At 74.4% G+C, this 26,052-nt stretch carries 23 protein-coding genes; 12 read left to right on the top strand and 11 right to left on the bottom strand.

Annotation, left to right across the window (positions count from 1 at the left end; all coding sequences use genetic code 11):
• Nucleotides 1–82: 82 nt before the first annotated feature.
• Nucleotides 83–949, bottom strand: a complete 867-nt coding sequence (locus OG505_RS02110; RefSeq protein WP_405430590.1) for a deoxyribonuclease IV — start codon at nt 947–949, stop codon at nt 83–85.
• Nucleotides 949–2,937, bottom strand: a complete 1,989-nt coding sequence (gene pknB, locus OG505_RS02115; protein WP_405430591.1) for a Stk1 family PASTA domain-containing Ser/Thr kinase — start codon at nt 2,935–2,937, stop codon at nt 949–951. Before pknB ends, OG505_RS02110 begins: the two co-directional genes overlap by 1 nt.
• 201 nt (nt 2,938–3,138) lie before the next feature.
• Here pknB and OG505_RS02120 point away from each other — a divergent pair, with 201 nt between their 5' ends.
• Nucleotides 3,139–3,528: an Rv2175c family DNA-binding protein gene (locus OG505_RS02120; protein ID WP_354858258.1), complete on the top strand. Its 390-nt coding sequence runs from the start codon at nt 3,139–3,141 to the stop codon at nt 3,526–3,528.
• Between the two features lie 106 nt (nt 3,529–3,634).
• Here the strand turns inward: OG505_RS02120 and OG505_RS02125 are convergent, their stop codons facing one another.
• On the bottom strand, nt 3,635–4,717 hold the full coding sequence (locus tag OG505_RS02125) for a polyprenyl synthetase family protein (protein WP_405430592.1): 1,083 nt from the start codon (nt 4,715–4,717) through the stop codon (nt 3,635–3,637).
• A gap of 9 nt (nt 4,718–4,726) precedes the next feature.
• On the bottom strand, nt 4,727–5,128 hold the full coding sequence (locus tag OG505_RS02130; protein ID WP_405430593.1) for a helix-turn-helix domain-containing protein: 402 nt from the start codon (nt 5,126–5,128) through the stop codon (nt 4,727–4,729).
• Between the two features lie 214 nt (nt 5,129–5,342).
• Between OG505_RS02130 and metF the strand changes: the two genes are divergently transcribed.
• On the top strand, nt 5,343–6,260 hold the full coding sequence (gene metF / locus OG505_RS02135; protein WP_405430594.1) for a methylenetetrahydrofolate reductase [NAD(P)H]: 918 nt from the start codon (nt 5,343–5,345) through the stop codon (nt 6,258–6,260).
• Nucleotides 6,261–6,281: 21 nt separating this feature from the next.
• Nucleotides 6,282–6,995: a CDP-alcohol phosphatidyltransferase family protein gene (locus tag OG505_RS02140; RefSeq protein WP_405430595.1), complete on the top strand. Its 714-nt coding sequence runs from the start codon at nt 6,282–6,284 to the stop codon at nt 6,993–6,995.
• A 63-nt stretch (nt 6,996–7,058) separates the two neighbouring features.
• Here OG505_RS02140 and OG505_RS02145 read toward each other — a convergent pair whose 3' ends face one another.
• From OG505_RS02145 to OG505_RS02170, 6 genes are read right to left on the bottom strand one after another with little or no spacing between them, the layout of a single operon-like run.
• On the bottom strand, nt 7,059–8,546 hold the full coding sequence (locus tag OG505_RS02145; RefSeq protein ID WP_405430596.1) for a phytoene desaturase family protein: 1,488 nt from the start codon (nt 8,544–8,546) through the stop codon (nt 7,059–7,061).
• Between the two features lie 11 nt (nt 8,547–8,557).
• Entirely contained in the window at nt 8,558–9,682 is a 1,125-nt protein-coding gene (locus tag OG505_RS02150; RefSeq protein WP_405430597.1) for a glycosyltransferase, read from the bottom strand.
• Complete coding sequence (locus OG505_RS02155) at nt 9,679–10,602, bottom strand: carotenoid biosynthesis protein (protein WP_405430598.1); 924 nt, start codon at nt 10,600–10,602, stop codon at nt 9,679–9,681. The genes OG505_RS02150 and OG505_RS02155 overlap by 4 nt, the downstream gene beginning before the upstream one ends.
• Nucleotides 10,599–11,150: a GNAT family N-acetyltransferase gene (locus tag OG505_RS02160; RefSeq protein ID WP_405430600.1), complete on the bottom strand. Its 552-nt coding sequence runs from the start codon at nt 11,148–11,150 to the stop codon at nt 10,599–10,601. The genes OG505_RS02155 and OG505_RS02160 overlap by 4 nt, the downstream gene beginning before the upstream one ends.
• Complete coding sequence (locus OG505_RS02165; RefSeq protein ID WP_405430602.1) at nt 11,147–11,917, bottom strand: monooxygenase; 771 nt, start codon at nt 11,915–11,917, stop codon at nt 11,147–11,149. Before OG505_RS02165 ends, OG505_RS02160 begins: the two co-directional genes overlap by 4 nt.
• Nucleotides 11,914–12,402, bottom strand: a complete 489-nt coding sequence (locus tag OG505_RS02170; protein WP_405430604.1) for a YbaK/EbsC family protein — start codon at nt 12,400–12,402, stop codon at nt 11,914–11,916. The genes OG505_RS02165 and OG505_RS02170 overlap by 4 nt, the downstream gene beginning before the upstream one ends.
• A 454-nt stretch (nt 12,403–12,856) precedes the next feature.
• Here OG505_RS02170 and OG505_RS02175 point away from each other — a divergent pair, with 454 nt between their 5' ends.
• From OG505_RS02175 to OG505_RS02215, 9 genes are all read left to right on the top strand, one after another.
• Nucleotides 12,857–13,306, top strand: a complete 450-nt coding sequence (locus OG505_RS02175; RefSeq protein WP_405430605.1) for an SAV_6107 family HEPN domain-containing protein — start codon at nt 12,857–12,859, stop codon at nt 13,304–13,306.
• Between the two features lie 100 nt (nt 13,307–13,406).
• Nucleotides 13,407–14,132, top strand: a complete 726-nt coding sequence (locus OG505_RS02180) for a hypothetical protein (RefSeq protein WP_405430606.1) — start codon at nt 13,407–13,409, stop codon at nt 14,130–14,132.
• The gene (locus OG505_RS02185; RefSeq protein ID WP_405430607.1) at nt 14,129–15,691 is read left to right on the top strand and encodes a DNA polymerase Y family protein; all 1,563 of its coding nucleotides are present in this window, start codon (nt 14,129–14,131) and stop codon (nt 15,689–15,691) included. The genes OG505_RS02180 and OG505_RS02185 overlap by 4 nt, the downstream gene beginning before the upstream one ends.
• 210 nt (nt 15,692–15,901) lie before the next feature.
• Nucleotides 15,902–19,288, top strand: a complete 3,387-nt coding sequence (locus OG505_RS02190; protein WP_405430608.1) for an error-prone DNA polymerase — start codon at nt 15,902–15,904, stop codon at nt 19,286–19,288.
• Nucleotides 19,289–19,382: 94 nt separating this feature from the next.
• Nucleotides 19,383–19,562, top strand: coding sequence for a hypothetical protein (locus OG505_RS02195; protein ID WP_405430609.1), 180 nt, complete (start codon nt 19,383–19,385; stop codon nt 19,560–19,562).
• Nucleotides 19,559–20,329, top strand: coding sequence for a methyltransferase domain-containing protein (locus tag OG505_RS02200; protein WP_405434336.1), 771 nt, complete (start codon nt 19,559–19,561; stop codon nt 20,327–20,329). Before OG505_RS02195 ends, OG505_RS02200 begins: the two co-directional genes overlap by 4 nt.
• Nucleotides 20,326–21,498, top strand: a complete 1,173-nt coding sequence (locus OG505_RS02205; protein WP_405430610.1) for an alkaline phosphatase family protein — start codon at nt 20,326–20,328, stop codon at nt 21,496–21,498. Before OG505_RS02200 ends, OG505_RS02205 begins: the two co-directional genes overlap by 4 nt.
• 63 nt (nt 21,499–21,561) lie before the next feature.
• On the top strand, nt 21,562–22,821 hold the full coding sequence (locus tag OG505_RS02210) for a DNA polymerase IV (protein ID WP_405430611.1): 1,260 nt from the start codon (nt 21,562–21,564) through the stop codon (nt 22,819–22,821).
• Between the two features lie 116 nt (nt 22,822–22,937).
• The gene (locus OG505_RS02215; protein ID WP_405430612.1) at nt 22,938–23,333 is read left to right on the top strand and encodes a DUF3040 domain-containing protein; all 396 of its coding nucleotides are present in this window, start codon (nt 22,938–22,940) and stop codon (nt 23,331–23,333) included.
• 250 nt (nt 23,334–23,583) lie between these two features.
• On the opposite strand, the gene OG505_RS02220 is transcribed toward OG505_RS02215, so the two are convergent.
• Nucleotides 23,584–26,052: a transglutaminaseTgpA domain-containing protein gene (locus tag OG505_RS02220; RefSeq protein ID WP_405430613.1), complete on the bottom strand. Its 2,469-nt coding sequence runs from the start codon at nt 26,050–26,052 to the stop codon at nt 23,584–23,586.

The following is a 26,052-nucleotide window of genomic DNA, read 5'->3' on the forward strand; positions in this document are numbered from 1 at the left end:
CAAGAGCTTTGCGTCATCCGGAGACCGGAATCTGACGCAAAGCTCTTGATCAACCCGGCCGGGCGAACCCGGGGCCGGGGGGTTAGGGGTTTAGGCGGTTTAGAGTTGCTATGTCGGCTGTGTGGCCGAGTTGCTTCTCGCTCGGGGTTTCCACCACCACGGGGACACCGACGGTGGCCGGATGGGCCATCAGCTCCGCGAAGGCCGGCTCGCCGATGGTGCCCTTGCCGATGTTCTCGTGCCGGTCCCGGGTCGAGCCGCACAGATCCTTCGAGTCGTTGGCGTGCACCAGCCGCAACCGGTCGGGCCCCACGGTGGCCACCAGCGTGTCCAGGGTCGCGGTCATGCCGCCCTCGGCGGCCAGGTCGTGCCCGGCGGCCCAGGCGTGGCAGGTGTCGAAGCAGACTCCGAGCATGGGATGCCGGTCCACCGTGTCGAGGTAGGGCCCGAGCTGCTCCACGCGGGAGGCGAGCGAGCGGCCACCGCCGGCGCTCGGCTCGACCAGCAGCATCGGTCCACCGAACTCGGCGGCCCAGTCGAGCAGGGGCAGCAGCTCGCGACGGACCTGGCGCATCGCCGCCTCGGCGTACCCCTCGTCGACCGAGCTGCCGGCGTGGAACACCACCGCCCGCGCGCCGATCGCCACACCCCGGCGCAGCGCGTGCGCCAACGTCTGCGCCGACTTCTCGACCGTGGCCGCCGTGGGTGAGCCCAGGTTGACCAGCAGCGAGGCGTGGATGAACGCCGGAATGCCCCGCTCGGCGCAGCCCTCGCGGAACAGCGCGTCCTGCGCCGGATCACCCGGAGGCAGCGCCCAGCCACGCGAGTTGGAGACGTACACCTGCACGGCCCCGGCGCCGGTCGCGTCGACGTACGGCAGAGCCGCCCTGGCCAGCCCGCCGGAGGTCGGAGTGTGCGCGCCCACCGGCCGCGAACGAAGCGTCCGCATCAGAAACACGTGATGGTGACCGGGGTACCCGGGGGCACCTGTGAATTCTCGCCCGGGGCCTGAATCCGGACCGTGGCGTTCGGGTTGAACGCGACGGTCACCGGGTAACCCTGGCTCTCCAGCAACTGCTTGGCCTGTTGGCAGGGCAGGTCGATCACCCGGGGCACGACGACCAGCGGCGGACCCTTGCTGATCTCCAGCTTGACCTGGGTGCCCTTCTCCACGCCCGCGCCGTCGGCCGGACTCTGGCTGAGAATCTCGTCCTTGGGTTTGTCGGAGTCCTTGAAGGTCTCCACCGGCACCAGGTTAAGCCCGCTCAGGGTGGCCCGCGCATCGGTGAGGCTCCTGCCGACCAGGTTCGGCACCGACACCGGCGCCCGGCCGCGGCTCAGGATGAGCGTGATCTTCGTGCCCGGCTTGACCTCGGCGCCCACCTTCGGGGAGCTGTCCAGTACGACGCCGGCCGGCAGGGTGTCGTCGTAGCGGGTGGCGCCCTTGGCCACCACCAGGTTGGCGTTGAGCAGATCGGCCTCGGCCAGCTCGTACTCCTTGCCGATCACGTCCGGCACCGGGAAGCGCTCCGGACCCAGCGAGAGGGTCAGGGTGATCGTGCCACCCTTGACGATCTTGCTGGCCGACGCCGGATCCTGCCCGAGCACGCTGTCCTTCGGGGCCTTCTCGTCGTAGCGCGGCTTTCCGTACGCCAGGATCAGGCCGGCGCGTTCGGCCTGGGCCTGCGCGTCGGCCTTGCTCAGGCTGACCAGCTGCGGGGCGGACGTGTAGCGGCCGACACCGAACCACCAGCCGCCCAGCGCGGCTACCAGGCCCAGCGTCACCACCACGGCGGCGACGGCCAGCCGGCCCTGCGAATTGCCCAGCACCGTGGTGCGCAGCGCCGCGAACCGGGCCGCCAGACCCTCCGCCGGCTCCGGTGCGGCACGCCGCCGGCCCGGCCCCTGACTGGCGCCCTCGGGCAGGCGGGCCCAGGTCGGCCGTTCGGCCGGGCGGACCGTGGCGACCATCATGGTCGGCTGGGAGACCGGCGGCTCGTCCGTCACCCGGCGCAGCACGGCGGTGCTGGTGCTGTTGACGTCACCCAGGCGGTCCCGGGTGACCTGAACCTCGGCCAGCAGCGCGCCGGCGTCGGCGGGCCGGGCCGCGGGATCACGCCGCGTGGCGCGCTGCACCAGGGCGTCGAGGGCCGACGGCAGGCCGGGCACCAGCGTCGAGGGCGCCGGTACGTCCCGGTCGACGTGCTGCCAGGCCACGTCCACCGGACGGTCCCCGTCGTACGGCACCCGGCCGGTGAGCATCTCGAACAGCACGATGCCGGCGGAGTAGACGTCGGTGCGCGGGTCGGCCCGACCCTCGGTGACCAGCTCCGGGGCGACGTACGCCACGGTGGCCATCAGCTGGTTGCCCTGCTCCTCGTCGGCGCTGGCCTCGACCGCGCGGGCCAACCCGAAGTCGGCCACCTTGACGACGCTGTCCACCAGGTTGGCGACGCCGCCGGTGGGCGCCTCGGCGACCAGCACGTTCTCCGGTTTGACGTCGCGGTGCACGAGGCCGGCCCGGTGCGCGGCGGCGATCGCGGCGAGCATCTGCTCGGCGATGGCCAGCACCTCGTCCGGGTTGAGCCGGCGTCGCTCAGCCAGCACGTCGCGCAGCGTACGGCCGCGGACGTACTCCATCACCAGGTACGGCAGGCCGGCGTGGGTGCCCTGGTCGTAGACCGCGACGACGTTCGGGTGGGTCAGCCGGGCGATGGTCTTCGCCTCGTCGGTGAACCGGGCCACGAAGTTGGCGATCCGGGCCCGTGCCTCGGGCGCCTGGGTCGGGTGAATGATCTTGACCGCGACGGTGCGCTCGAGGCGTTCGTCGGTGGCGGTGTACACGGTCGCCATGCCGCCACGGGCCACGCGACCGCGAATGCGGTAACGCCCGTCGATCAGCGAGCCCAGCAACGTGTCGGCGACCTGTGTGTCCATCGGCAGGGAGTCTATGTGTCCAGGGGGTGGGAGTTGAACAGGATGCTACAGCCCGGAGTCGTTCCTGGTCCGTCCCGTCGTGGTCGCCACCTCGGTGGTGGCCCTGATCCGCTGCTCACCGGGGGTGCCCGTCGGCGGGCGCGAACTGGCCGTGCGGGGTGCCGGTGGCCCTCGCCGGCCGCGGCGTGGCAGGGTGATCGGGTGACCGAATCCGTACCCGACCAGGCCGTACCCGGCCCCGAGCTCGCCGGCCCCACCGACCCGGCGGGCTGGCTCGCCCTGCCCGACGTCGCCGAGCGGCTCGACGTGTCGATCAGCAAGGTGCACCAGATGATCCGCGACCGGGAGTTGTTGGCGGTCCGCCGCGACGGCATTCGCCGGATACCCGCGGAGCTGGTGGCCAACGAGACCGTTCTCAAGCACCTGCCTGGCGTGCTCAACCTGCTCGCCGACAACGGCTACGACGACGAGGCGGCGCTGCGCTGGCTCTACGAGCCGGACGACACGCTGCCCGGCAACACCCCCGCCGCGGCCCTCTCCGGCGACCAGGCCCGCGAGGTCAAGCGCCGAGCCCAGGCCCTGGGCTTCTGACCCCCTCCCGGCCCTGCCGGATCTGCCGTTGATCATGAAGTTGTTGCCACGACACGCCGCGCGCGTGGGCAACAACTTCATGATCGACGCACGTCAGGGCGAGGGGTCAGTCGGCTCGGCGGGTCGCCGCTATGGCCAGGTCCACCAGGACCTGGCGGGCCTCGGTGTCCAGGTCGACGGCCGTCAGCGCGGCCAGCGCGGAGTCGGTGAGCGTGACGATCCGCTGCTCGGTGCGGGCCAGCGCCCCGCTCGCGTCGATCAGCTCGCGTAGCCGGGCCACACCCCGCTCGTCCAGGTCCGGGTCGCCGAGCTGGCTGAGCAGCAGCTCCCGGCCCGCGTCGTCGGTGGCCTCCACGGCTGCCGCCACCAGATAGGTGCGCTTGCCCTCGCGCAGGTCGTCCCCGGCCGGCTTGCCGGTCTGCGCCGGGTCACCGAAGACCCCCAGCACATCGTCGCGGAGCTGGAACGCCTCGCCCAACGGCAACCCGTACGCCGAGTAGGTCGTCCGGACGTCCTCGCTGGCGTCGGCCAGCGCGGCCCCGAGCAGCAGCGGACGCTCGACGGTGTACTTCGCCGACTTGTACCGGGCGACCTTGCTGGCCCGTTCCACCGACGTGTCCCCGGTGACCTGGGTCAGCACGTCGAGGTACTGCCCGACGGTGACCTCGGTGCGCATCTCGTCGAAGACCGGCCGGGCCCGGGCCACCGCCCGCAGGTCCAGACCGGCGGAGTGCAGCAGCTCGTCGGACCACACCAGGCAGAGATCCCCGAGCAGGATCGCGGCGGAGTCACCGAACCCGTCCGGGTCGCCGCCCCAACCGGCCGCCCGGTGCCGGGTCGCGAACCGTCGGTGCACCGCCGGCTCGCCGCGCCGGGTGTCGGAACGATCCATCAGGTCGTCGTGAATCAGGGCGCTGGCCTGCACGAACTCCAGCGCCGCGAGGGCCGTGAGGACCTGGTCGCCGTCCACCCCGCCGGCGCCCCGGAACCCCCAGTACGCGAAGGCCGGGCGCAGGCGCTTGCCGCCACCGAGCACGAAGGCTTCGATCGCCTCCGCCACCGGGACGAGGGCCTCGTCCACCCGGGTCAGCCGGGCCCGCTGGCCAGCCAGAAACTCGGTGAGCGCCCGGTCGACCCGCTCCCGCAGGCTGGCACGGTCGACGGGGGAAACGGGAGCAGCGTGGGTCACGCCACGACGCTAGCGGGTCGCCCCGGCTCGCGCTCCACCGCCACGCGTACTCCCGCCGGGTCGCCCGCCGTCGTGGCCCGAACCGGCCCGTCCGCCCGGCCGCGCACCCGCCACCCCGCGCCGGCCCGGCCCGCCGGCCGCCGTCGAGCGGATCCGTCGGGTGCGCGCGGCCGCCTCGGCGAGCACCACCACCGGCACGTCCAGCACGAACGCGAGCCAACCGAGCCAGAACCCGTCGGGCACGCGTCGCTGCCGTTCCCACCGGGACACCTCGTGGCGGCTCAACGTCGCCACACCCGCGGCGGCGCACAACTCGGCTGCGGTGCGCCGCTGGCTCCAACCCCGGGCCAGCCGATGCCGGACCAGGAGCGGCCCGAGCTGGGGGCGGCGCGGCGGTGGGGGCGAGGTCATGGGTCCTCCCGGCGGGGCGTCGGCGCGGTGACACCCACCCGTCCGGCGGGACGGGACAGGTGCACCTCTCGGCTGTGTGACCCCCGCGCCGGACCCCCTGGGCCGCCCCCACCGCCCCTCCCGCGCCACTCATTCCTACCCCTGGGGTACGACGGCCTTCCCCACCGTTGGGAAGCGTCTGGGTGCCGATGGCGTCGCCCGCTAGAGTCGGGTCGTGGCGCTCGGTCTTCCCTCGGTACTCCCCAATCCGCAGCCGGCGATCGGGGAGCTCATCCGTGAGCGCCAGCCGACCTTCTCGTTCGAGTTCTTCCCACCCAAGACCGAGGCGGGGGAGCGGCTGCTCTGGCAGGCGATCCGCGAGCTGGAGTCGCTGCGTCCGTCGTTTGTGTCGATCACCTACGGCGCGGGCGGTTCGACCAGGGACACCACCGTGGCGGTGACCGAGCGGATCGCCACCGACACCACCCTGCTGCCGATGGCCCACCTGACCGCGGTCAACCACTCCGTGGCCGAGCTGCGGCACGTGATCGGCCGGCTCGCCGGGGTCGGGGTGCGCAACGTGCTGGCCGTGCGCGGTGACCCGCCGGGCAACCCGGGCGGCGAGTGGGTCCGGCACCCCGAGGGCGTCGACTACGCCGAGGACCTGGTCCGGCTGGTGCGCGACTCCGGTGACTTCAGCGTCGGTGTGGCGGCCTTCCCGTACAAGCATCCCCGCTCACCCGACGTGGCCAGCGACACCGCACAGTTCGTCCGCAAGTGTCGGGCCGGCGCCGAGTTCGCGATCACGCAGATGTTCTTCGAGGCCGACGACTACCTGCGCCTGCGCGACCGGGTGGCCGCCACCGGCTGCGACACCCCGATCCTGGCCGGGGTGATGCCGGTGACCCAGATCGGCACCATCGAGCGGTCCGTGCAGCTGTCCGGGGCGCCCTTCCCGCCGGCGCTGGCGGCGCGCTTCGAGCGGGTGGCCGACGACCCGGAGGCGGTGCGCCGGCTCGGCATCGAGCAGGCCAGCGACATGTGCCGTCGACTGCTGGACGAGGGCGTTCCGGGCATCCACTTCATCACCCTCAACCGGTCCACCGCCACCCGAGAGGTCTGGCAGAACCTCAAGGCCGGCGCGCGGGTGTGAACGCGGACTCTGCGACACCTGATGCCCGGCACGACGGTTGATCCTCAGGTGGGCACACAGCTGAACTGGGACCAGTACGCCACGGCGTGGGCGCGGTTGCACGGCGGGTTCGACCCGCGGGTCGCCGCGCCGGTGGTGCGCGCCTGGCTGCGGTTCGCCTACCACGTCGGGTATGTGCTGGGTCGGCTGCGGGTCGGCCCCACCCCGGTCACCGTGGCGGGGGTGCTGCTCTGCTTCTGCGTACCGTTGCTGGCGACCCGGCCGGGCGACGGCCCGTTCCTCGGCGCGCTGTTCGTGCTGCTCGCCGCGGTGGCCGACAGCGTGGACGGTGCGGTGGCGGTCGCCACCGGCCGCACCACCCGACTCGGCTACGTCTACGACTCGCTGGCCGACCGGCTTGGCGAGGTAGCGTGGCTGCTGGCGTTCTGGCTGGTCGGCGCCCCGGGCGTGCTGGTCGTCGCGGGCGGCGCGTTGTCCTGGCTGCACGAGTACGTCCGGGCCCGCGCGGTCTCTGCCGGGATGCGTGACATCGGCGCGGTGACCGTCGGCGAACGACCCACCCGGGTCTCGGTCGCGCTGGCGGGCCTGGTGGTCGCCGGGCTGGCCGGCCTGATCGAGCCGGAGCTGGCCGCCGGCACCATCACGATGGCGACCGCGGTGTGGGTGCTGCTGGCCGGCTTCGGGCTGGGGCAGCTGCTGTCCACCGTCCGCCGCGCGCTGCTCGACGCCGGCTGACCGCGATGTTAGGAAGGGCCCCTTCCTATACCGCAGGCGTTAATAAGGTGCCCTTCCTTGCGTCTACCAGGCGGGGCCGATCTCGTCGGCGACGATCTGCGCGGAGAGGGTCACCATCGGCAGGCCGCCGCCGGGATGGCTGGAGCCACCCACCAGCCACAGCCCGTGCGCCGGGCCCCGGTTGGCCGGGCGGAGCAGCCCACCGGCGGTGCCGTAGATCGCGCCGCCCGGCGCCCCGGTCGCCGCGCCCAGGTCGGCCGGGGTGCGCACCTCGCGGAACAGCAGCCGGTCCCGCACGTCGACGCCGCGCTCGGCCAGGACATCCAGGATCCGGTCGGCGTACGCGTCGGTCAGCCCCGGGCGTCGCCAGTCGACCGCGCCACCGGCGGTGCCCTGCCGGGCGGCGTTGACCAGCACGAACCACGCCTCGTGCCCGGCGGGGCGGACCATCGGGTCGTCGGCCACGGTGACGAACACCGTCGGGTCGGCCGCCGGTCGGGCCCGGACGCCCCGCCCCGGATCGCCGAACACCGCGTCGAACTCCGCGTCGTAGTCGCGCGGGAAGAAGACGTTGTGGTGCGCCAGGCCGCTGCTGCCGGAGACGCCGAGCAGCAGCACGAAACCGGCGAGGCTGCGATCGGTCAGACCGGCCAGCCGGCGCGCGTGTGGCAGCAGGTCGCGGTAGACGGTGAGCGCGTCGACGTTGGCCACCACCACGTCGGCGGGCACCGGCGCGGTGACGTCGGCGAGGCGTACCCCGTGCACCCGGCCGCCCGCGGCGTCGATCCGGGTGACCGTGGTGCCGGTCTGCACGACCACGCCGAGGTCCAGGCAGCGGGTCAGCAGCGCGTCGGCGAGCGTGCCCAGCCCGCCGCGCAGGTACCACCCGCCGTAGGTCAGCTCGGCGTAGGGGACCGCGACCAGCGCCGCCGGGGCCCGGCGCGGGTCGGCGCCGGTGTAGGTGGCGTACCGGTCCAGCAGCATCCGCAGCCGCGGGTCGGACAGGTGGCCGCGGCCCAGGCCGCGCAGGGTGCGGCCCGGGGCGATGGCGGCCAGGTCACCGACGCGCCAGGCCAGCGACGCGAGGTCCCGGGGGGAGTCGACGGTACGGCGCAGGATGTCCCGCGAGGAGGCCTCCCACACCCGTGCGGCCCGGCGCCACAACCGCTGCCAGTCGGCCGCCGCCCGGTCACCGAAGGCGGCCCCGATCCGCGCGGCGAACTCCACCGGGTCGGCGCACGAGTCGAGGGCCGGGCCGCCGTCGGGAAAGACGTGCCGGACGATCGGGTCCAGCGGGACCAGGTCCAGGTACTCGTCGAGTTTCGCCCCGGTCGCCTCGAACAGGTCGTGGAACACCTCGGGCAGGGTGAGCAGGCTCGGCCCGGTGTCGAAGTGGAACATTCCGGCCGGGGTGTCGTGCGCGTACCGGCCGAGCTTGCCGCCGACCGTGTCGGCGGCCTCGAAGACTGTCACCTGGTGCCCGGTTGCGGCCAGCCGGGCGGCGGTGGCCAGGCCACCCACCCCGGCGCCGACGACCACGATCCGCGCCATGCCGCGCCCTCCTAGCTGACCGGGCGGCCCCGCCAGGTCAGGCGGCGTCGCTTTCGCAGATGGTACGACCGCAGCGTCAACCAACCGAGGACCACGACCGACACGGGGTGTGCGAGCGCGTCGGGCCACCACCGGCCGCCGGTCGCCCGGGCGGTGAGCACCCGCCCGGCCACCCCGAGCAGGTATGCGATGAGCGCAACCATTGACATCCGGGGAGCTGTCGAGGCGACCGCGAGCGCGACCAGCGGCGGAGCGGTGTAGAGCAGGAGCAGCAGCGTCACCACGGCGGCCGCCGCGCCGGGGTGCCCGAACGATGCCCACAGCGACTTCGAGTACCCGTCGCGCAGCTGCGGCCAGTCGTCGTACATCCGGCAGATGGCCAGCCGGGAACCGTCGGCCAGGGCGATCCGCCTCCCCGCGCGCTTGACGGCCCGGGCCAGCTCGACGTCCTCCAGGATCTTGTCGGCGACGGACGCGTGCCCGCCGGCGGCGGCGTAGCCGGCCCGGTCCACCACCAGGAACTGCCCGCCCGCCGCGGCCAGCGACGGCCGCCGCGAGCGCTCCATGGCCCGCAGCGGCAGGAAGGTCAGCCACAACCACTGCAACAACGGCTGCACGAGCCGGTCGGCCGCCGTCGCCACCACGATCCGGGGGTACGGCGACAGCAGCGTCGCGTGAGCGGCGCGCAGCTCGGTGACCGCCGCGGCCACGGCGTGCGGGGCGAGCACCACGTCGGCGTCGACGAAGACCAGCACAGTGGCCGCCGGGTCGGCCCGGGTGGCCAACTGCCAGCAGGCGTGCGGCTTGCCCAGCCAGCCCGGTGGCGGGGCGACGCCGCTGAGCAGGGTGACCCGCGGGTCGTCGCCGACGACCGCGCGGACCACGTCGGCGGTGCCGTCGGTGGACCCGTCGTCGAGGATCACGATGCGCAGCGCCGGCACACCACGCTGGGCGAGCAGGGCGCGCAGGCAGGGCGTGACCCGGGCGGCCTCGTCGCGCAGCGGCAGCAGCACGGCCACCGGTTCGTCGACCTCGTCGGGTCGGTCGGTGGGCCGGCGCAGCCACCGGGTGGCGTTGACCCAGGTGTGCCCGGTCAGCGCGGCGACGGCGAGCAGCAGGGCGAAGAGAACGGTCATCGGGTCGCGTCGACGCCGAGGCGGTGCGGTTGGTGGTCGTCCCGGCGCGCGTGGTGGGGCCGGCGGGCGCGCAGCAGGGTCACCGCCAGCGGCACGGCGGTCACCGCCATGCCGGCCGCGCCCCAGAGCGCCGACGCGGGCAGGTCCAGGAAGACCGCGTGGGCCAGGATGCTGGAGAAGTACGTCCACAGGTAGAGCGCGAGCATCGGGTGGTCCCGCCGGTCGGTGTGCTCGGCGGCCGGGCCGGCCAGCGGGCGCAACGTGCTCATCAGCAGCACCGCGAAGAGCAGCCAGCCCAGGTAGTTGCTGACCGGGATGTCGGTCAGGCCGGGCAGCGCCGCTGTGGCGTCCCGCCAGACCCAGTAGCCCTCGGCCACCATCTGCGGGTCGAGGAAGAGATCCCAGGCGGCCAGCCCCACCGCGGCCAGCGCGATCCTGCCCATCCACCGGCCGGCCGTCGCGCCACCGGTCGTCGGGATGTTGTCGGTGGCCGTCGAGGCGCTGGCCGTCGGGGTGTTGCCGGCGGGCGCCGGGGCGCTGGCCGTCGGGGTGTTGCCGCCGGTCAGGCGGACCGCGGCCAGCCAGGCCGGCCAGGCCATCCAGGTCCAGGCCAGCGGGATGATCAACGGCACCCCGGCCAGCTTGGGGCCCAGCTCACCGGAGTAGTCGTAGCTGCCGAACGGCACACCGGTGGCCACCCCGATCGCCTCGATCGCGAACCCGCCGCCGGTGGCCACCGCGACCAGCGCCGCCGCCACCCGAGGGCCCCGGCTGAGCAGCGCGTGGCCGACCGAGAGCAGCCAGCCGAGCACGACCGTGGCCACGGTAAGCCCGGCCCGGGTGGCGCCGGTGGTCAACGGGTAGCAGATCTGGGCGAGCACCAGGACGGCGAGCAGCGTCCAGGAGATCCGCCTGGTCATGACGTCGGGGGCTCGAGCGGTAGGTCTCGACCGAGGACGCCGAAGGGCCGCTCGTCACCGGGGAAGTGGAAGTCGCGCAGCACGTCGACGAAGCCGAACCGCCGGTACAGCCGCCAGGCCCGCGAGGTCTGCTCCTCGGCCTCCGGGGTGGACAGCAGTGTGGTGTCGCCCTCGGCCATCGTGAGCAGCGCCCGCAACTGCCCGGCGCCCAGCCCGTGCCCCTGCGCCGGCGGGCGGACGTGCAGCTCGACCACCTCGAAGCAGTGGGTGAGCCAGCGCTTGCGGGTCGGGCCGTCCAGCGCCCGGTGCACCTGGTCGTGCCACCACTGGCCCGGGCCGCCCAGATAGCCATACCCGAAGCCGGCGAGGTGACCCTCGCTGGTCAGGCTGGCCACGGCCCGGAACCCGGGCCGGCGCACGTGGGTGGCGATGTAGCCGCGCCGGGCCTCCAGCAGGTCGGTGCGGTACCCCATCGCCTCGCCGTAGACGGCCACCACGTCGTCCAGCCGTCGGACGAGATCGTCCGGCGTCCAGCGCACCAACCTCATGCCCGTCCACCCTTCACTGTCGCCTGGTCGCCGTCGGCGACCCATCCGAGGACCGTCCGGTCGCCGACCACGTCACGTACCTCGAACCGGGCGAACAGCTCCTCGGCGTACCAGCCCGCGGTGGGGGTTCGCATGATCGCCGCCCGATGCTCCGGGTGACGGTACGCGAACGCCACCAGGTCCGTCGGGTCGCGCCACACGCTCACCGTGCCCTGCCATCCCAGCGGGGCCTCACCGACGCCGAACCGGGCCAGCAACCCGGGCGCGTCGCGCAGGGCGGCGGCCACCGGCGGGATCGCCCGCCAGAAGGTGGCCGCCCGGCGGGCCCGCAACCGGGCGCGGGTCAGCGCCAGCACGGGGCCGGTGACCCGGCCGCCCGGCGGCTCGCCGAACGGTCGCTGGCCGGACCACTCGCCCCGGCTGCTCAGCGGGCGCAGGTCGACCCGGGCCTGGGCGTGGGCGATCCGCGCCCAGGCGCGTCCGACCGGCGAGTCGTCGAAGCCGGCCGCCGCGGCGGGGGAGTCCCAGACGGTCAGCGCCGCCCACCGGGCCAGGTCGGCGTCACCCGGCCCGAAGCCGGTGCCGGTCCCCGTGCCCAGCAGTTTGCCGAACCGGACGCCCGGCAGGGCCCGCAGTCGACGCGGGTCCACCGCCATCCGGGTCAGCGCCCGGGGCAGCGCGCCGCGGGAGGTCCGCCACACGTGCAGGGTGACCAACTCCGGTACGGCGTTGCGGTGCCGACCGGTTCGCTCGCGCCGCTCGCTCACGCCACCTCGGCCGGGATGCCGGCGGTGACGCGCAGCAGCTCGGCGTAGGTGGTCGGGAAGACCGCCTGCGGTACACCGCCCGCGGCCCAGATCTGCGGGTACGCCGCCAGTGCGGTGTCCACCAGGGTGCGCAGCGCCTGCGGGTGCCCGAGCGGGGCCACTCCGCCGATCGGCTGCCCGGTGTGCTTCCGGACGAACTCCGGGGTGGCCCGGCGCAGCCGGGTGACGCCGATGGACGCGGCGAGGCCGGCGGTGTCGACCCGGTGCGCGCCGGAGGTGAGCACGAGCAGCGGCGCGTCGTCCGCGTTGAAGATCAGCGAGTTGGCGATCTGGCCGACCTCGACGCCGAGCGCCTCGGCTGCGGCTGCGGCGGTGTGCACCGCGTCGGGCAGGAGGCGGACCGTGCTGGGCTGGCCGGCGTCGTCGAGCGCGCCGGCGTCGTCGAGCGCGTCCTGCACCGCCCGTACGTTCGGGTGTGGCTGCATCCCGTCATTCTTCCCCGGTCCGCCGGTGCCGGTTCACCTCGGTGCGTACGGGCGGCGAGCCTCGGCGCGTCACACGTTGCATTTTCGTCGGAGGGGAGGTGTACTGTCAGGAGCAGTTAGAACGAGTGTTCGATTGCCTCGAACGCCCGTTCCAACCAGCCGGAGCGCGGTGTTTCGCGGCGCCAGCTCCGGGCGGTGTGGCTTCGCGGGCCGCACCTGGGTTTCCGGGCAGTCGCGAGCCCGGTCCCATCAGGCAGGAGCGTCGCCCGCCGCCCACGACCCCCGGGCGGCGGGCGACGAACCCGCCGGTACGCCGGCCGGGTGTGGTGTGGGGAAGCATCCACACCCGGCCGGCCGCCCCCGGTGCGTCTTCCTCCGCACCACCCGACCTCGGCGTCTCGTCGGCGGCATCACTGCCCCGGCCGACGCCCCGGCCACGTGGAGGAGACAGTCCATGCCGACCAACCCGGCTCAGGCACCGACGGTGCCGGCGCACGTGCTGCCGCACCGCACCCCTGCCCAGCTCCTCACCCTGGCCCGTCGTGGGCTGGTCGAGGCCGGCCAGACCCGACCTGACGGCCTGCGCTACGCGGCCGCCCACCTGGCGGCGCTGCGTGCGGCGGCCGCCCTGCTCGCCGCCCGGGCCCGGCCCGCCCCGAGCCGGCGCAACCGGATCACCAGCGTCTGGGTCCTGCTCTGCGCCGTCGCTCCCGAGCTCGACGAGTGGGCCCGGTTCTTCGCCGCCGGGGCCAGCAAGCGAGCCGCCGCCGAAGCCGGCATCCCCCGGGTGGTCAGCGTCCGGGAGGCCGACGATCTGCTCCGCGCCGCCGAACAGTTCGTCACGGTGGTGGAGACCGCGCTCGGCGTGGCGCACCAACCGGCCCTGGACGGCCTCGCCGCGTGAGCCCGCCGTGACGCCGACCGCCTGGAAGGGAAGCCGGGCGGCCGGCGTCACGGTGCGTCGGTCCTGATCTGTTCCACTGCAACGACGGGGGGTTGGTCCAATGGCGGGCCGCATGGTGGTCGGTTCCGCCGCACTGGCCGATCTGGTCCGCCCGGCGAGCGCACCCGATCCGGTCGGCGGCCACCGGGTGCTGCCGGTGGCGCCCGAGCTGACCGGCCTGCTGCCCAACCGGGGCCTGCGTCGCGGCAGCACGATCGCGGTCGCCGCCGGTCAGCCCCGACGCAGTGGCGGCACCTCGCTGGTGCTGGCCCTGCTGGCCGAGGCATCCCGGGCCGGTTCGTGGTGCGCCGTGGTCGGAGTGCCGACGTTCGGCGCGGGTGCGGCAGCCGAGCTGGGCATCGCCCTGGACCGGCTGGCCCTGGTGCCGAATCCCGGCCCCGAGTGGGCCACCGTGGTCGCCGCGCTGATCGACGGGGTGGACGTCGTGGTCACCGCCGTACCCGCCGCGGTCTCCGCCTCGGTCGCCACCCGGCTGGCCGCGCGGGCCCGGCAGCGCGGCAGCGTGCTCGTTCCGTACGGCCGGTGGGACGGCGCGGACGTGACGTTGCAGGTGGTCCGTGGGGTCTGGGAAGGGCTCGGTCAGGGCCGGGGGCGGCTGCGTCGCCGGGAGGTCACCGTCTCGGCGCGCGGGCGCGGAGCGGCCGCCCGACCCAAGGAGGTCAAGGTCTGGCTCCCCGGCGCCGAGCTCACCCGGGTCATTCCCCGGACGGTGCGGTCGACCGTGGGCCGTCCGTCCGTGCCGCTCGCCCTGGTCGGGTCGGGGTGACCGGCTCGCCGATCCGGACCCTGCTGCTGTGGTGCCCGGACTGGCCGGTGCTCGCCGCCGAGATCGTCGACGGGGTGCCGGCCACCGGTCCGGTCGCCGTGCTGCACGCCAACCGGGTGGTCGCCTGCTCCGAGCGGGCCCGTGCCGAGGGCGTGCGCCGAGGGCTGCGCAAGCGGGAGGCGCAGGGCCGTTGCCCGCAGCTCACCGTCGTGGAGTACGACCCCGGCCGGGACGCCCGGGCGTTCGAGCCGGTGGTCGCCGCGCTGGAGGAGGTGGTCGCCGGCGTCGAGGTGGTCCGTCCGGGCGCCTGCGCGGTCGCCGCCCGGGGCCCGAGTCGTTACCTCGGCGGCGAGGAGGCGGCTGCCGAGCGGCTCATCGAGCATGTCGCCCAGTCCTGTCTGGTGGAGAGCCAGGTGGGCATCGCCGACGGGGTGTTCGCCGCGGGGTTGGCCGCCCGCGCGGGCCGGGTGGTGGAGCCGGGCGGGACACCGGCGTTCCTGGCCGGGATGCCGGTCGAGGCGCTCGGCCGGTCCGCACTGGCCGATCTGCTGCGCCGGCTGGGGGTGCGGACCCTCGGCGACTTCGCCGCGCTACCGGCCGGCGACGTGCTGGCCCGGTTCGGGTTCGATGGCGCGCTGGCCCACCGGCTGGCCGCCGGCCGGGATCACCGCCCGCTCGCCGTCCGGCAGCCGCCGACCGACCTGACGGTGACCTCCGCGTACGACGAGCCGATCGACCGGGTCGACGCGGCGGCGTTCGCCGCCCGCGCGCTGGCCGAGCAGTTGCACGACCGGCTCGCCGGGCACGGGCTGGCCTGCACCCGGCTCGGCATCGAGGCGGTCACCGAGCACGGGCAGGAGTTGCACCGGGTGTGGCGGCACGACGGCCTGCTCACCGCCGCCGCCATCGCCGACCGGGTGCGCTGGCAGCTCGACGGCTGGCTCTCCGGCAGCAACGGCCGCGCCGGTGCCCGCCCGGCCCGGCCGACGGCCGGCATCATCCGGCTGCGGCTGATCCCGGACGGGGTGATCGCCCAGGCCGGCCTGCAGACCGGCCTCTGGGGGGAGACGGGCGAGGAGCGGGAGAGAGCGCACCGGGCATTGAGTCGGGTGCAGGGCATCCTCGGCCCGGAGGCGGTGGTCACGGCGGTGCTCGGCGGTGGGCGCTCCCCGGCCGACCAGGTGCGCCTGGTGCCGTGGGGCGACGAACGCCTCCCCGCCCGCCCCGACGTTCCGCCGTGGCCGGGTCGGCTACCGCCGCCCGCGCCCGCCGTGGTGCTGCCCAGCCCGCTCGCCGCGGCCGTGCACGACGCAGCCGGCGAGCCGGTGGTGATCAGCGCGCGGTTGGCGGTAAGCGCTGTTCCCGCCCGGCTGGTGGTCGACGCCGGCCGACCGGCGGAGATCGTGGGCTGGGCCGGGCCGTGGCCGGTGGACGAGCGCTGGTGGGCGCCGGCCGAGGCTCGCCGCCGGGCACGGTTCCAGGTCAGCCTCGCCGACGGCACCGCTCTGCTGCTCGCCGTGGAGTCCGGGCAGTGGCTGGTGGAGGCGATCTATGACTGAGTCAGGTCGGCCCATGACCGGCGTTGGCCGGGAGGCGGATGTCCTGATGAGCGGTATGACTGTGAGTCATATTTATGACTCACAGTCATGCCGCTCATCGTGGCTTTTGCCGCTGGCGGGGTCGGGCACCGCCGGGCGGCCGGTCGGTCGTGCCACCGCCGTCGGGCCGGCAGAAGCGGGCGGCGCGGTCCGAGCGGGCGGCGCGGGCGGATGAGCTTTCATAACCCGAAGATGCCCTGGTCGGAGTTGGAGCGGGTGCTCTCCGGCCGGGCCGACGGCGGCTCCGGCAGGTCGGGCGGCGGGCGGTCGCGCGAGGAGCGGCACCTGCACGTGGTGGACCCGCTCGCCGTGGACGCCGACGGTGGGGACTCCCCGGCCTGGAGTCGCCGGCGCGAGCAGTACCAGCCGCCGGAGCTGCCCCGCCCCGACGGTGTGGTGCCCTACGCGGAGCTGCACGCGCACACCAACTTCAGCTTCCTCGACGGCGCCAGCCATCCTGAGGAGCTGGCCGAGGAGGCGGCCCGGTTGGGGCTCACCGCGCTCGCCGTCACCGACCACGACGGCTTCTACGGGGTGGTCCGTTTCGCCGAGGCGGCCCGCACGCTGGGCCTGCCGACCATCTTCGGCGCGGAGCTGTCCCTCGGGCTGCCTGGCCCGCAGAACGGCGAGCCCGACCCGCACGGCGCGCACCTGCTGGTGCTCGCGCACGGGCACGAGGGGTACGCCCGGCTGGCCACCACCATCGCCCGTGCCCAACTGCGCGGCGGGGAGAAGGGCCGCCCGATCTACGGGGAGCTGGAGGAGGTCGCCGCCGAGCTGCGCGACCACGTGCTGGTGCTGACCGGCTGCCGCAAGGGGCACGTGCCGGGCGCGCTGCTCACCGAGGGGGTGGACGCGGCGGCCCGCGAGCTGGATCGGCTGACCGCGCTCTTCGGCGCGGAGACGGTGGCGGTGGAGCTGACCGACCACGGGCATCCCGTCGACGCCGACCGCAACGACGCGCTCGCCGAGCTGGCTGCCGCGGCCGGGCTGCCGACGGTGGCCAGCAACAACGTGCACTACGCCAGCCCCGGCCGGCGTCGGCTGGCCACCACGGTCGCCGCCGTCCGGGCCCGGCGCAGCCTCGACGAGATCGACGGCTGGCTGCCCGCGGCGGCCACCGCCCACCTGCGCAGCGGCGCGGAGATGGCGGCCCGGTTCGCCGCGTACCCGGGGGCGGTGGCCCGGGCCGCCGAGTTCGGCGCCGAGCTGGCCTTCGACCTGCAACTGGTCGCGCCGCAGTTGCCGGCGTACCCGGTGCCGCCGGGGCACACCGAGATGAGCTGGCTGCGCAAGCTGACCGCCGACGGGGCACGCGAGCGGTACGGCCCGCCGCAGGCGCACCCGACGGCGTACGCGCAGCTCGACCACGAGCTGAACATGATCGAGGAGCTGGGCTTTCCCGGCTACTTCCTGGTGGTCTACGACATCGTCTCGTTCTGCCGCGAGCAGGACATCTACTGCCAGGGCCGGGGCTCGGCGGCCAACTCGGCGGTCTGCTACGCGCTGCGCATCACCAACGTGGACGCCGTGCGGCACCGGCTGCTCTTCGAACGGTTCCTCGCCCCGGAGCGGGACGGCCCGCCCGACATCGACGTGGACATCGAGTCCGACCGCCGGGAGGAGGTGATCCAGCACGTCTACACCCGCTACGGCCGGGAGCACGCCGCCCAGGTCGCCAACGTCATCTCCTACCGGCCCCGCTCGGCGGTGCGGGACGTGGCCAAGGCGTTCGGCTTCTCACCCGGTCAGCAGGACGCCTGGAGCAAGCAGATCGACAGGTGGGGCTCGGTCGCCACGGTCGACGTCGAGGGCATCCCGGAGCAGGTGGTGGAGTACGCCAACGAGTTGCAGACGTTCCCCCGGCACCTGGGCATCCACTCCGGCGGCATGGTGATCTGCGACCGTCCGGTGATCGAGGTCTGCCCGGTGGAGTGGGGGCGGATGCCCGGTCGCAGCGTGCTCCAGTGGGACAAGGACGACTGCGCCGCCGTGGGCCTGGTCAAGTTCGACCTGCTCGGCCTCGGCATGCTGTCCGCGCTGCACTACGGCTACGACATGATCGGCATGAGTCTGGACCTCGGCGACATGACGCTGGACGACCCGGAGGTCTACGACATGCTCTGCCGGGCCGACTCGGTCGGGGTGTTCCAGGTGGAGAGCCGTGCCCAGATGGCCACCCTGCCCCGGCTCAAGCCCCGCGAGTTCTACGACCTGGTGGTCGAGGTGGCGCTGATCCGGCCCGGCCCGATCCAGGGCGGCTCGGTGCACCCGTTCATCCGGCGCAAGAACGGTCAGGAGCCGGTGACCTTCGCGCACCCGTTGATGCGCAACGCGCTGGAGAAGACCCTGGGTGTGCCGCTGTTCCAGGAGCAGTTGATGCAGCTCGCCATCGACCTGGCCGGCTTCGACGCGGCCGAGGCCGACCAGCTGCGCCGGGCGATGGGCGCGAAACGGTCGGTCGAGCGGATGACCCGCATCGCCGACCGGCTCTACGCCGGGATGGCCGAGCGGGGCATCACCGGCGAGCTGGCCGACGACGTCTACCGCAAGCTCACCGCGTTCGCCAGCTACGGCTTCCCGGAGAGCCACGCGATGAGCTTCGCCTACCTGGTGTACGCCAGCTCCTGGCTCAAGCGCTACCACCCGGGGCCGTTCCTGGCCGCGCTGCTCAACGCCCAGCCGATGGGTTTCTACTCCCCGCAGACCCTGGTCGACGACGCCCGCCGGCACGGGGTGGAGGTCCGCCGTCCGGACATCAACGCCAGCGGGGCGCTGGCGGTGCTGGAGTCCACCCCGGACACCAGGTGGGGCAGCGGGCCGGGGGAGCCGCCGCACGCCTGGGGGTTGGGTGGTCCGGCCGTCCGGCTCGGGCTGTCCAGCGTCCGTACCCTCGGATCTGACGTGGCCGAGCGGATCGAGGTCGAGCGGGCGGCCGGCGGGGCGTACCGCGACATGCCGGATCTGGCCCGGCGGGTCGGCCTGTCCGCCGCGCAGCTGGAGGCGCTGGCCACCGCGGACGCCTTCGCCTGTTTCGGGCTGACCCGGCGGGAGGCGCTCTGGGCCGCCGGCGCGGCGGCCCAGGACCGACCGGGCCGGCTGCCCGGCACGGTGACCGGCGCGGCGGCGCCCACGCTGCCCGGCATGGAGGCGGTGGACCGGCTGGTCGCCGACGTGTGGGCCACCGGGTTGTCGCCGGAGAGCCACCCGGCCCGGTTCATCCGGGGCCAGCTCGACGTGCTCGGCGCGGTGCCGATCGCCCGGCTCGGTCGGGTGGAGCCGGGCCAGCGGATCCGGGTCGGCGGCATCGTGACCCACCGCCAGCGCCCGGCGACCGCCGGCGGAGTGACCTTCCTCAACCTGGAGGACGAGACCGGGATGTTGAATGTCACCTGCTCACCGGGGCTGTGGCAGCGCTACCGGCGGGTGGCCCGCACCAGCGCCGCGCTGGTGGTCCGGGGCCGACTGCAACGGCACGAGGGGGTGACCAACCTGGTCGCCGACCGGCTGGACGCCATCGAACCGCCGGTCAGCCCCGCGTCCCGTGACTTCCGCTGATCCAGTGATCCACATTACGGTTTCCGGCGTCGCCGGGCGGGAGACTCGTCCGGAGCGGGCAGAGCGGCCCGTGATCCGTGAGGGGGAATGACAAGTGATGGGAAACCACGCGTACACCGGCGGCGGAATCGCCAACGCCCGACGGACCCGGCTGGGCGCCGGCTGGATGCCGTCGCACCTCACCGGCCCCCGCGAGTACGAGGTGACCAACGGTCCGGTGGCCAACGAGCGCCGGTCCCGGGCTGAGGACGCGGTCGAGGGCACCGAGTCCTGACCACTAGGCTCGATCGGGTGGAGCAGACCCGAGGCCGGTTCGCCGGGCCGCCGCTGACGCCCCGTACCGCCGTGCTCTGGTCGGTGCTGCGCGCCGAGCTGGACCGACGCGGCGACGTCGAGCTGACCGTGCTGGACGTGGGCGGCGGCACCGGCGGGTTCGCCGTCCCGCTGGCCCGCGCCGGGCACCGGGTCACCGTCGTCGACGCGAGCCCGGACGCGCTGGCCGCGCTCACCCGTCGGGCCGCCGAGGCCGGGGTCGCCGACCGGATCGTGGCCGTGCAGGGCGACGGCGACGCCCTGGCCGGGCTGGTCGAGCCGGCCAGCGTCGACCTGGTGCTCTGCCACGCCGTGCTGGAGGTCGTCGACGACCCCACCCCGGTGGTTGCCGCGCTGGCCAGCGCGCTGCGCCCCGGCGGCGCGGCGAGCGTCCTGGTCGCGGGGCGGGCCGCCGCCGTGCTGGGCCGCGCCACGAACGGTCATCTGGAGGTCGCGGCGGCGCTGGCCGCCGACCCGGCCGGCACCGCCGGGCCGCGCGACACGCTGCGCCGCCGCTACGACGCCCCCGGCGCCGCCGCGCTGCTCACCGCCGCCGGGCTGGCGGTCGAGGAGATCCACGGGGTACGCGTGCTGGCCGACCTGCTGCCCGCCTCGGTCGCCGACGGGCAGTCCACGGCCCTGGTCGAGCTGGAACTGGCGCTGGCCGCGCAGTCCCCCTATCGGGACCTGGCCGCCCAACTGCACCTGTTCGCCCGCCGGCCGGCATGACCGTCGCGCCGGGTGGTGGGCCGCCGCCGCTGACCGTCCTCGGCCCGACACACAGCGGGGACCGACTCGCCGACGTGCTGCCCAGCGCGCTCGCCGTGCTGGGCGTGCCCGGGTCGACCGACCCGCTCGGGCTGGTCCCCGCCCTGGCCGGGGTACGCCGGATCGCCGTACTGCTGGTCGACGGGCTCGGCTGGTACCAGGTGCCGACCGCCGCGCCGCACGCGCCGGCCCTCGCCGGGCTGGCCGCGACGGTGGGTCGGCCGCTCATCGCCGGTTTCCCGTCCACCACCCCGACGAGCCTGGTGACGTTGGGCACCGGCGTCGCGCCCGGCGCGCACGGGGTGCTCGGCTTCACGGTGCGGGTGCCCGGCACCGACCGGGTGCTCACCCACACCGACTGGGCCGCCGACCCGCCGCCGCTGCGCTGGCAGCCGGTGCCCACCCAGCTCCAACGGGCCCGCGCCGCCGGTGTGACGACGACAGTGGTGAGCCGGCCGGAGTTCGGCGGCAGCGGGTTGACCCTGGCCGCCAACCGGGGCGGCGACTTCCGGGGCGCCGCCGGCGCCGACGAGGTGGCTGCCACCATGCTGGCCGCGCTGTCCGCCGGCGACGGGCCGACCCTGGTCTCCGGCTACCACGCCGACCTGGACCGGCACGGGCACCTCAGCGGAGTCGACTCGGCACCCTGGCGGGTCGCCGCAACCGAGGTGGACAACCTGCTCGCCCGGCTGGTCGACGGGCTGCCGCCGGACGCGGCGCTGCTGGTGACCGCCGACCACGGGCAGCTCGACGTGCCCCTGGCGCACCGTTTCGACCTGGACACCGATCCACGGCTGCGCGACGGGGTCCGGGTGGTCGCCGGCGAGGCCCGGGTGCGCTACCTGCACGCCGAGCCGGGCGCGGTCGACGACGTGGTGGCCGCCTGGTCGGCGGTGCTCGGCGACGCGGCGCGGGTGCGTACCCGGGCGGAGATGGTGGCCACCGGCTGGTTCGGGCCGGTGCCCGAGCAGCACCTGGAACGGATCGGCGACGTGGTGGTGACCTGCAACGACACGTACGCCGTCATGGCCAGCCGCACCGAGCGGCCGATGGCGTCGAGGCTGGTGGCGTACCACGGGGCGGACACCGCCGCCGAGCTGACCGTGCCGCTGCTGGTCGTGCGGGGCTGACGCCGCGCGCGGTCCGGCCGGTCGGCCGGTGGTGCTGTCGTACCCCCGGGTTAACCTGCCGGGATGGGTCGCAGCCAATCGTTGCCCCGGGGCGACGATCCGCGCTTCGGGCCGGACGCCGACGACTCCGCCAGCCCGATCCTGCACGTCGACATGGACGCCTTCTTCGCCGCCGTCGAGGTGCGCCGTCGACCCGAGCTGCGCGGCCGGCCGGTCATCGTCGGCGGTGTGGGCCCGCGCGGCGTGGTCAGCTCGGCCAGCTACGAGGCCCGCCGGTACGGGGTCCGCAGCGCGATGCCGACCAGCCAGGCCCGCGCCCGGTGCCCCCACGCGGTCTACCTGCCACCGGACTCCACCGCGTACACGGCCGCTTCCCGGGCGGTCATGCAGATTTTCCGGGACGTCACCCCGCTGGTCGAGCCGCTCTCCCTCGACGAGGCGTTCCTCGACGTTGCCGGGGCCCGCAGACTGTTCGGCTCCCCGGCGACCATCGCCCGGTTGATCCGGCGTCGGGTCGTCGACGAGCAGGGGCTGACCTGCTCGGTCGGGGTGGCGCCGAGCAAGTTCGTGGCCAAGCTGGGCTCCACCCGGGCCAAACCCGACGGCCTGTTGGTCGTGCCTCCGGGGCAGGTCCTGGACTTCCTGCACCCGCTACCGGTGGGCGCGCTGTGGGGCGTGGGGGAGCGGGCCGCCGAGACACTGCGCCGGCTCGGCCTGGCCACCGTCGGCGACCTCGCCGCAGCGCCGCTGGGCATGCTCCGCCGGGCGGTGGGCGCGGCGTCCGCGGCGCACCTGCACGAGCTGGCCGCAGGGCGTGACCCGCGGCGGGTCACCCCCGAGCACGTCGACAAGTCGATCGGCGCCGAGGTGACCTTCGACGCCGACGTGGCCGACCCGCTGGAGATCCGCCGCGCCCTGCTGGCGCTCAGCGCGAAGGTCGGCGTCCGGTTGCGCGGTTCCGGCCAGGTCGGGCGCACGGTCACCCTCAAGGTGCGGCTGGCCGACTTTCGCACCGTCAACCGCTCCCGCACCCTCGGCGTGCCCACCGACACGGCCCGCGAGATGTTCGACACGGTCTGGGCGCTCTACACCGCACTGGACCCGGGCGAGCGGATCCGGCTCGTCGGTGTCCGGGTGGAAGGGCTCGCCCCGGCGCAGGGCGCTCCCCGGCAGCTCACCCTCGGCGCGCCCGAGCGCGGCTGGCGGGAGGCGGAAGCCGCCGCGGACGCCGCTGCTGCCCGATTCGGGCGGTCCGTCATAGGTCCGGCCAGTCTGATGGGCGACCGTGACGCCCATCGAAAGGAAAATCCGCCCCACCCGTAGGTCGTCCCGCTTTCCGACGCGCGACCCCCCTCGTAGACTTGCGGGTAAGCAGCCGGTTGGCTGCCACGGTCTGTCGGCCCGAGTGGGCCCGACCAACGTGACCGGGGAGGAGTGCCGTGCCGCTCTCGGAGCACGAGCAGCGGCTGTTCGAGCAGATCGAGCGGTCGCTTGCCGAGGACCCCAAATTCGCCTCGGCCGTGCGCGCCAGCGATCCGCGCTTCCACGCGCGGCGTCGCCTGCTCGTCGCTGCCGGCGTGATCATCGCTGGCTTGGCTCTACTGGTCTATGGCGCGGTGATCAAGACTCCACCGCTGGCGGTGGCGGGCTTCGTCGTCATGCTGGCGTCGGCCGCGTTCGCGGTGCAGTCGCACCGGCGGGCGCAGTCACCTGACCTGCACGTGGTGGGTGGCACGACGAGTCGTCGTCCCCGCAGTGGCCGGTCCGGTCGCCGCCGGTCGATCCTGGACCGGATGGAAGACAGGTGGCGGCAGCGCCCGGAGGGGCACCGCTGAGCCCGTCCCGCCGCTGAGGCGGGCCGTACACCGCGACGAGCGGGTCGCCGGGCACACCCCGGCGACCACTGTCGTATCCGCGTGCCCGCTGCCCTCCCCGCCCCCGTCTTCGGCGGGCGTGATGATTCACTCCAGGTCGCCCCGGTGGGGCGCATCCAGACGCTCGGCCCCGTCCCCATCGCCGACCTGGAGTCGATGAACGTTCGGGGCGACGGTCGGTGACCGCCGCCCCGAACCTGACAGACGTCGGTCAGCGGGCCGCCCGGTCGGCCAGCATCCGCCGCGGATTCCAGCGCAGCAGCCGGTAACGGAGCCGTCCGGTCAGCGCCACCAGACGGCCGGACGCGTCCGCCAGGGCGATCCGCCAGCGCAACAGCACCGAGGGCGGCAGCACGCTGGCGACCAGCCGGGTCCGTCGATCCGCCCGGGTGGCGAGCGCGCCGCGGATCGCGCGTAGCGCCGGCGGCAGCGGTTCGCCGGTCAGCGGGTCCCGCGCGTACCGGGCCCGCTCCTCCGCCCGGCCGAGCAGCCGCGCCGCTCCGACCGCCGCCGTGTCGTCGGCGAGGGCATCGCGGACCAGCCGATCCGCGGTCGCCCGGGGCGTCTCGGTCTGGTCCACCCGGACCTTGAAGTCGACCATCGTGTCCAGCAGTTCCGCCCAGGCGGCGTGCGCGTCCGCGCGAGCGCGGGTGGCGTCCGCCTCGACCACCATCACCGGCTTGCCGTCGGCCGACGGGGTGTCGTCCGCCATGGCGGCGGCCACCGTGGCGTCCGCCCGGCCGGCCCGCCGTCGACGCAGCGCCAGTCGACGAAGCGCCGGCACCGCCAGCAGCGCCAACAAAGCCAGCACGCCCGCCGTCCACCATGGCCAGACCGGTGGCTGCTCGGCCGGCTCCGTACCACCGAGGGAGAGCCCGGAGTCGGTGTCACGGTCGGCGTTGTCCGGGCCGGCCGGACCCGCCGAGGAGTCCGGACCCGTCGGGCTGTCCGTGGCGCCCGTCTCCGGGCTGGACGGCTCGGGCGCGTCAGTGTCCGGAGCCCAGGCCGACCGGGTGGAGCCGGGTACGCCGTACGCCGGGGTGGCGTCGAACGGCACCCAGCCGATCCCGTCGAAGAAGACCTCGGTCCAGGCGTGCAGGTTGAGATTCGTCAGCGTGTACGTGTCGCCGTCGCGCTTGCTGCCGTTGGTGAAGCCGAACGCGACCCGGGCCGGGATGCCGGCCGAACGGACCAGCCAGGCCATGGCGGCGGCGTACTGCTGGCAGTAGCCGACCTTGTTGGTCAGGAAGTTGACGATGTCCTGGCCGCTGCTGCCGCTCTCGGTGCTGAGGCGGTACTTGAATCCGTTGTCCGCCGAGAAGTGCTGGTAGATCGCGAGGACCCGGTCGTAGTCGGTGCGCTTGCCCTGGGTCAGCCCCTTGACCAGATTCTCCACCTCGGGCACCGGGCCGGGGGTGGCGGTCTGCTGCCGGCGGACCGGGTGGTCGGCCGGCAGCGGCTTCGCGGCCCGCAGGGTCGCCGGGGTGTACGTCGAACGGATGTAGTCGAACGTGTACTTACGCCCCCGCGAACTCTCCCGGTTGGAGAAGATGATCTGCTGGTTGGGGTCGTAGAGCCAGTTGCCGTTCAGGTCCTGGGTGCGCACCGGTTCGGCGTACACCGGCATCAGGGACATGCTGAGGCTCTTGGTCACCTCGACGGTCGCCTGGTACTCGGTCTGCTGCACCCCCGGGCCGACCCGCTCGTTCGGGTTGGGCAGATCGCGGTTGGCCGGCCGGCCGCTCGCCGCGCGGGCCTGGAAACCACTCGGGCGCAGGTCGTCGGCCACCGCGTAGCGCAGGTAGAACGGGTCCGGCTCGGAGGTGGTCACCTTGACCAGGTCGGCCACCTCGGACTGGTTGAGCTGGCCGGCGAGCGACGCGAACAGGTCGATCCGGCCGGACGAGCCGCCCGTGCCCCGGCCGGTGCCGCTGCCCGTGCCATCGGAGAGCGTGTCGAGCAGCCCACCGGTCATGCCGGGCACCGCCAGTGGCAGCGCCACGGCGACCACCACGCCGACCACGGCGAGCCGACGGCCCGCGGCGGCCAGCGGCGACGCCTCCCACACGTCCACGTCACGACCGTCGCCGGTGAACCGCCGGCCGAACCGACGGACCCGGTCGACGTTGTCGGTGACCAGCAGCCACAGGTAACCGGCGGCGCCCACCACGAACGGCGTCGCGGGGACGCTGTCCACGTAGACGGCGACCGGCACCGAGTAGATCGCGAGCATCGGCAGCCCGGCCAGCGCGGGCCGCCGCAGCCCCACCGCCAGCACGTCCACGAGCACGGCCACCCCGCCGACGCCGAGCACGGTGATGAACAGCAGCGGGTCCGTGTCCGGAACCTCGACGCCGTACGAGCGCATGTCCTGCATCGAGCCGGCGAGCAGGTCGGCGAAGTGCCCGATCGTGGCCGGCGTGGGCAGGAAGGTCAGCAGCTCGCTGCCGCTGGGGAACAGCCAGGTCAGCGCGAGCAACAGGGCGGCCAGCATGCCGAGCACCTGACCCCAGAGCGGTGCGCGGACGAGCCGCGTCAGCGCGGCGACCCCGGCCACCACGGCGACCGCGATCGCGCACTGGATCAGCCACGTCCAGGTCTGGAAGATGGCCGACAGCGGCGCGGCGGCGAGCAGTGTCGCGGCGGCCGCCACCGCGCCGGTGTTCCGGCTGGCGCTCAT

The sequence above is a fragment of the Micromonospora sp. NBC_00617 genome, assembly GCF_045161355.1.
Taxonomy (GTDB): Bacteria; Actinomycetota; Actinomycetes; order Mycobacteriales; family Micromonosporaceae; genus Micromonospora.

Coding starts and splice junctions, on each gene's coding strand:
- OG505_RS02190 (WP_405430608.1), top strand. CDS start 15,902: ATGAGCTTTCATAACCCGAAGATGCCCTGGTCGGAGTTGGAGCGGGTG.
- OG505_RS02160 (WP_405430600.1), bottom strand. CDS start 11,150: ATGAGGTTGGTGCGCTGGACGCCGGACGATCTCGTCCGACGGCTGGAC.
- OG505_RS02155 (WP_405430598.1), bottom strand. CDS start 10,602: ATGACCAGGCGGATCTCCTGGACGCTGCTCGCCGTCCTGGTGCTCGCC.
- OG505_RS02110 (WP_405430590.1), bottom strand. CDS start 949: ATGCGGACGCTTCGTTCGCGGCCGGTGGGCGCGCACACTCCGACCTCC.
- OG505_RS02210 (WP_405430611.1), top strand. CDS start 21,562: ATGGGTCGCAGCCAATCGTTGCCCCGGGGCGACGATCCGCGCTTCGGG.
- OG505_RS02140 (WP_405430595.1), top strand. CDS start 6,282: ATGCCCGGCACGACGGTTGATCCTCAGGTGGGCACACAGCTGAACTGG.
- OG505_RS02170 (WP_405430604.1), bottom strand. CDS start 12,402: ATGCAGCCACACCCGAACGTACGGGCGGTGCAGGACGCGCTCGACGAC.
- OG505_RS02220 (WP_405430613.1), bottom strand. CDS start 26,052: ATGAGCGCCAGCCGGAACACCGGCGCGGTGGCGGCCGCCGCGACACTG.
- OG505_RS02180 (WP_405430606.1), top strand. CDS start 13,407: ATGGCGGGCCGCATGGTGGTCGGTTCCGCCGCACTGGCCGATCTGGTC.
- OG505_RS02130 (WP_405430593.1), bottom strand. CDS start 5,128: ATGACCTCGCCCCCACCGCCGCGCCGCCCCCAGCTCGGGCCGCTCCTG.
- OG505_RS02175 (WP_405430605.1), top strand. CDS start 12,857: ATGCCGACCAACCCGGCTCAGGCACCGACGGTGCCGGCGCACGTGCTG.
- OG505_RS02150 (WP_405430597.1), bottom strand. CDS start 9,682: ATGACCGTTCTCTTCGCCCTGCTGCTCGCCGTCGCCGCGCTGACCGGG.
- OG505_RS02145 (WP_405430596.1), bottom strand. CDS start 8,546: ATGGCGCGGATCGTGGTCGTCGGCGCCGGGGTGGGTGGCCTGGCCACC.
- OG505_RS02205 (WP_405430610.1), top strand. CDS start 20,326: ATGACCGTCGCGCCGGGTGGTGGGCCGCCGCCGCTGACCGTCCTCGGC.
- pknB (WP_405430591.1), bottom strand. CDS start 2,937: ATGGACACACAGGTCGCCGACACGTTGCTGGGCTCGCTGATCGACGGG.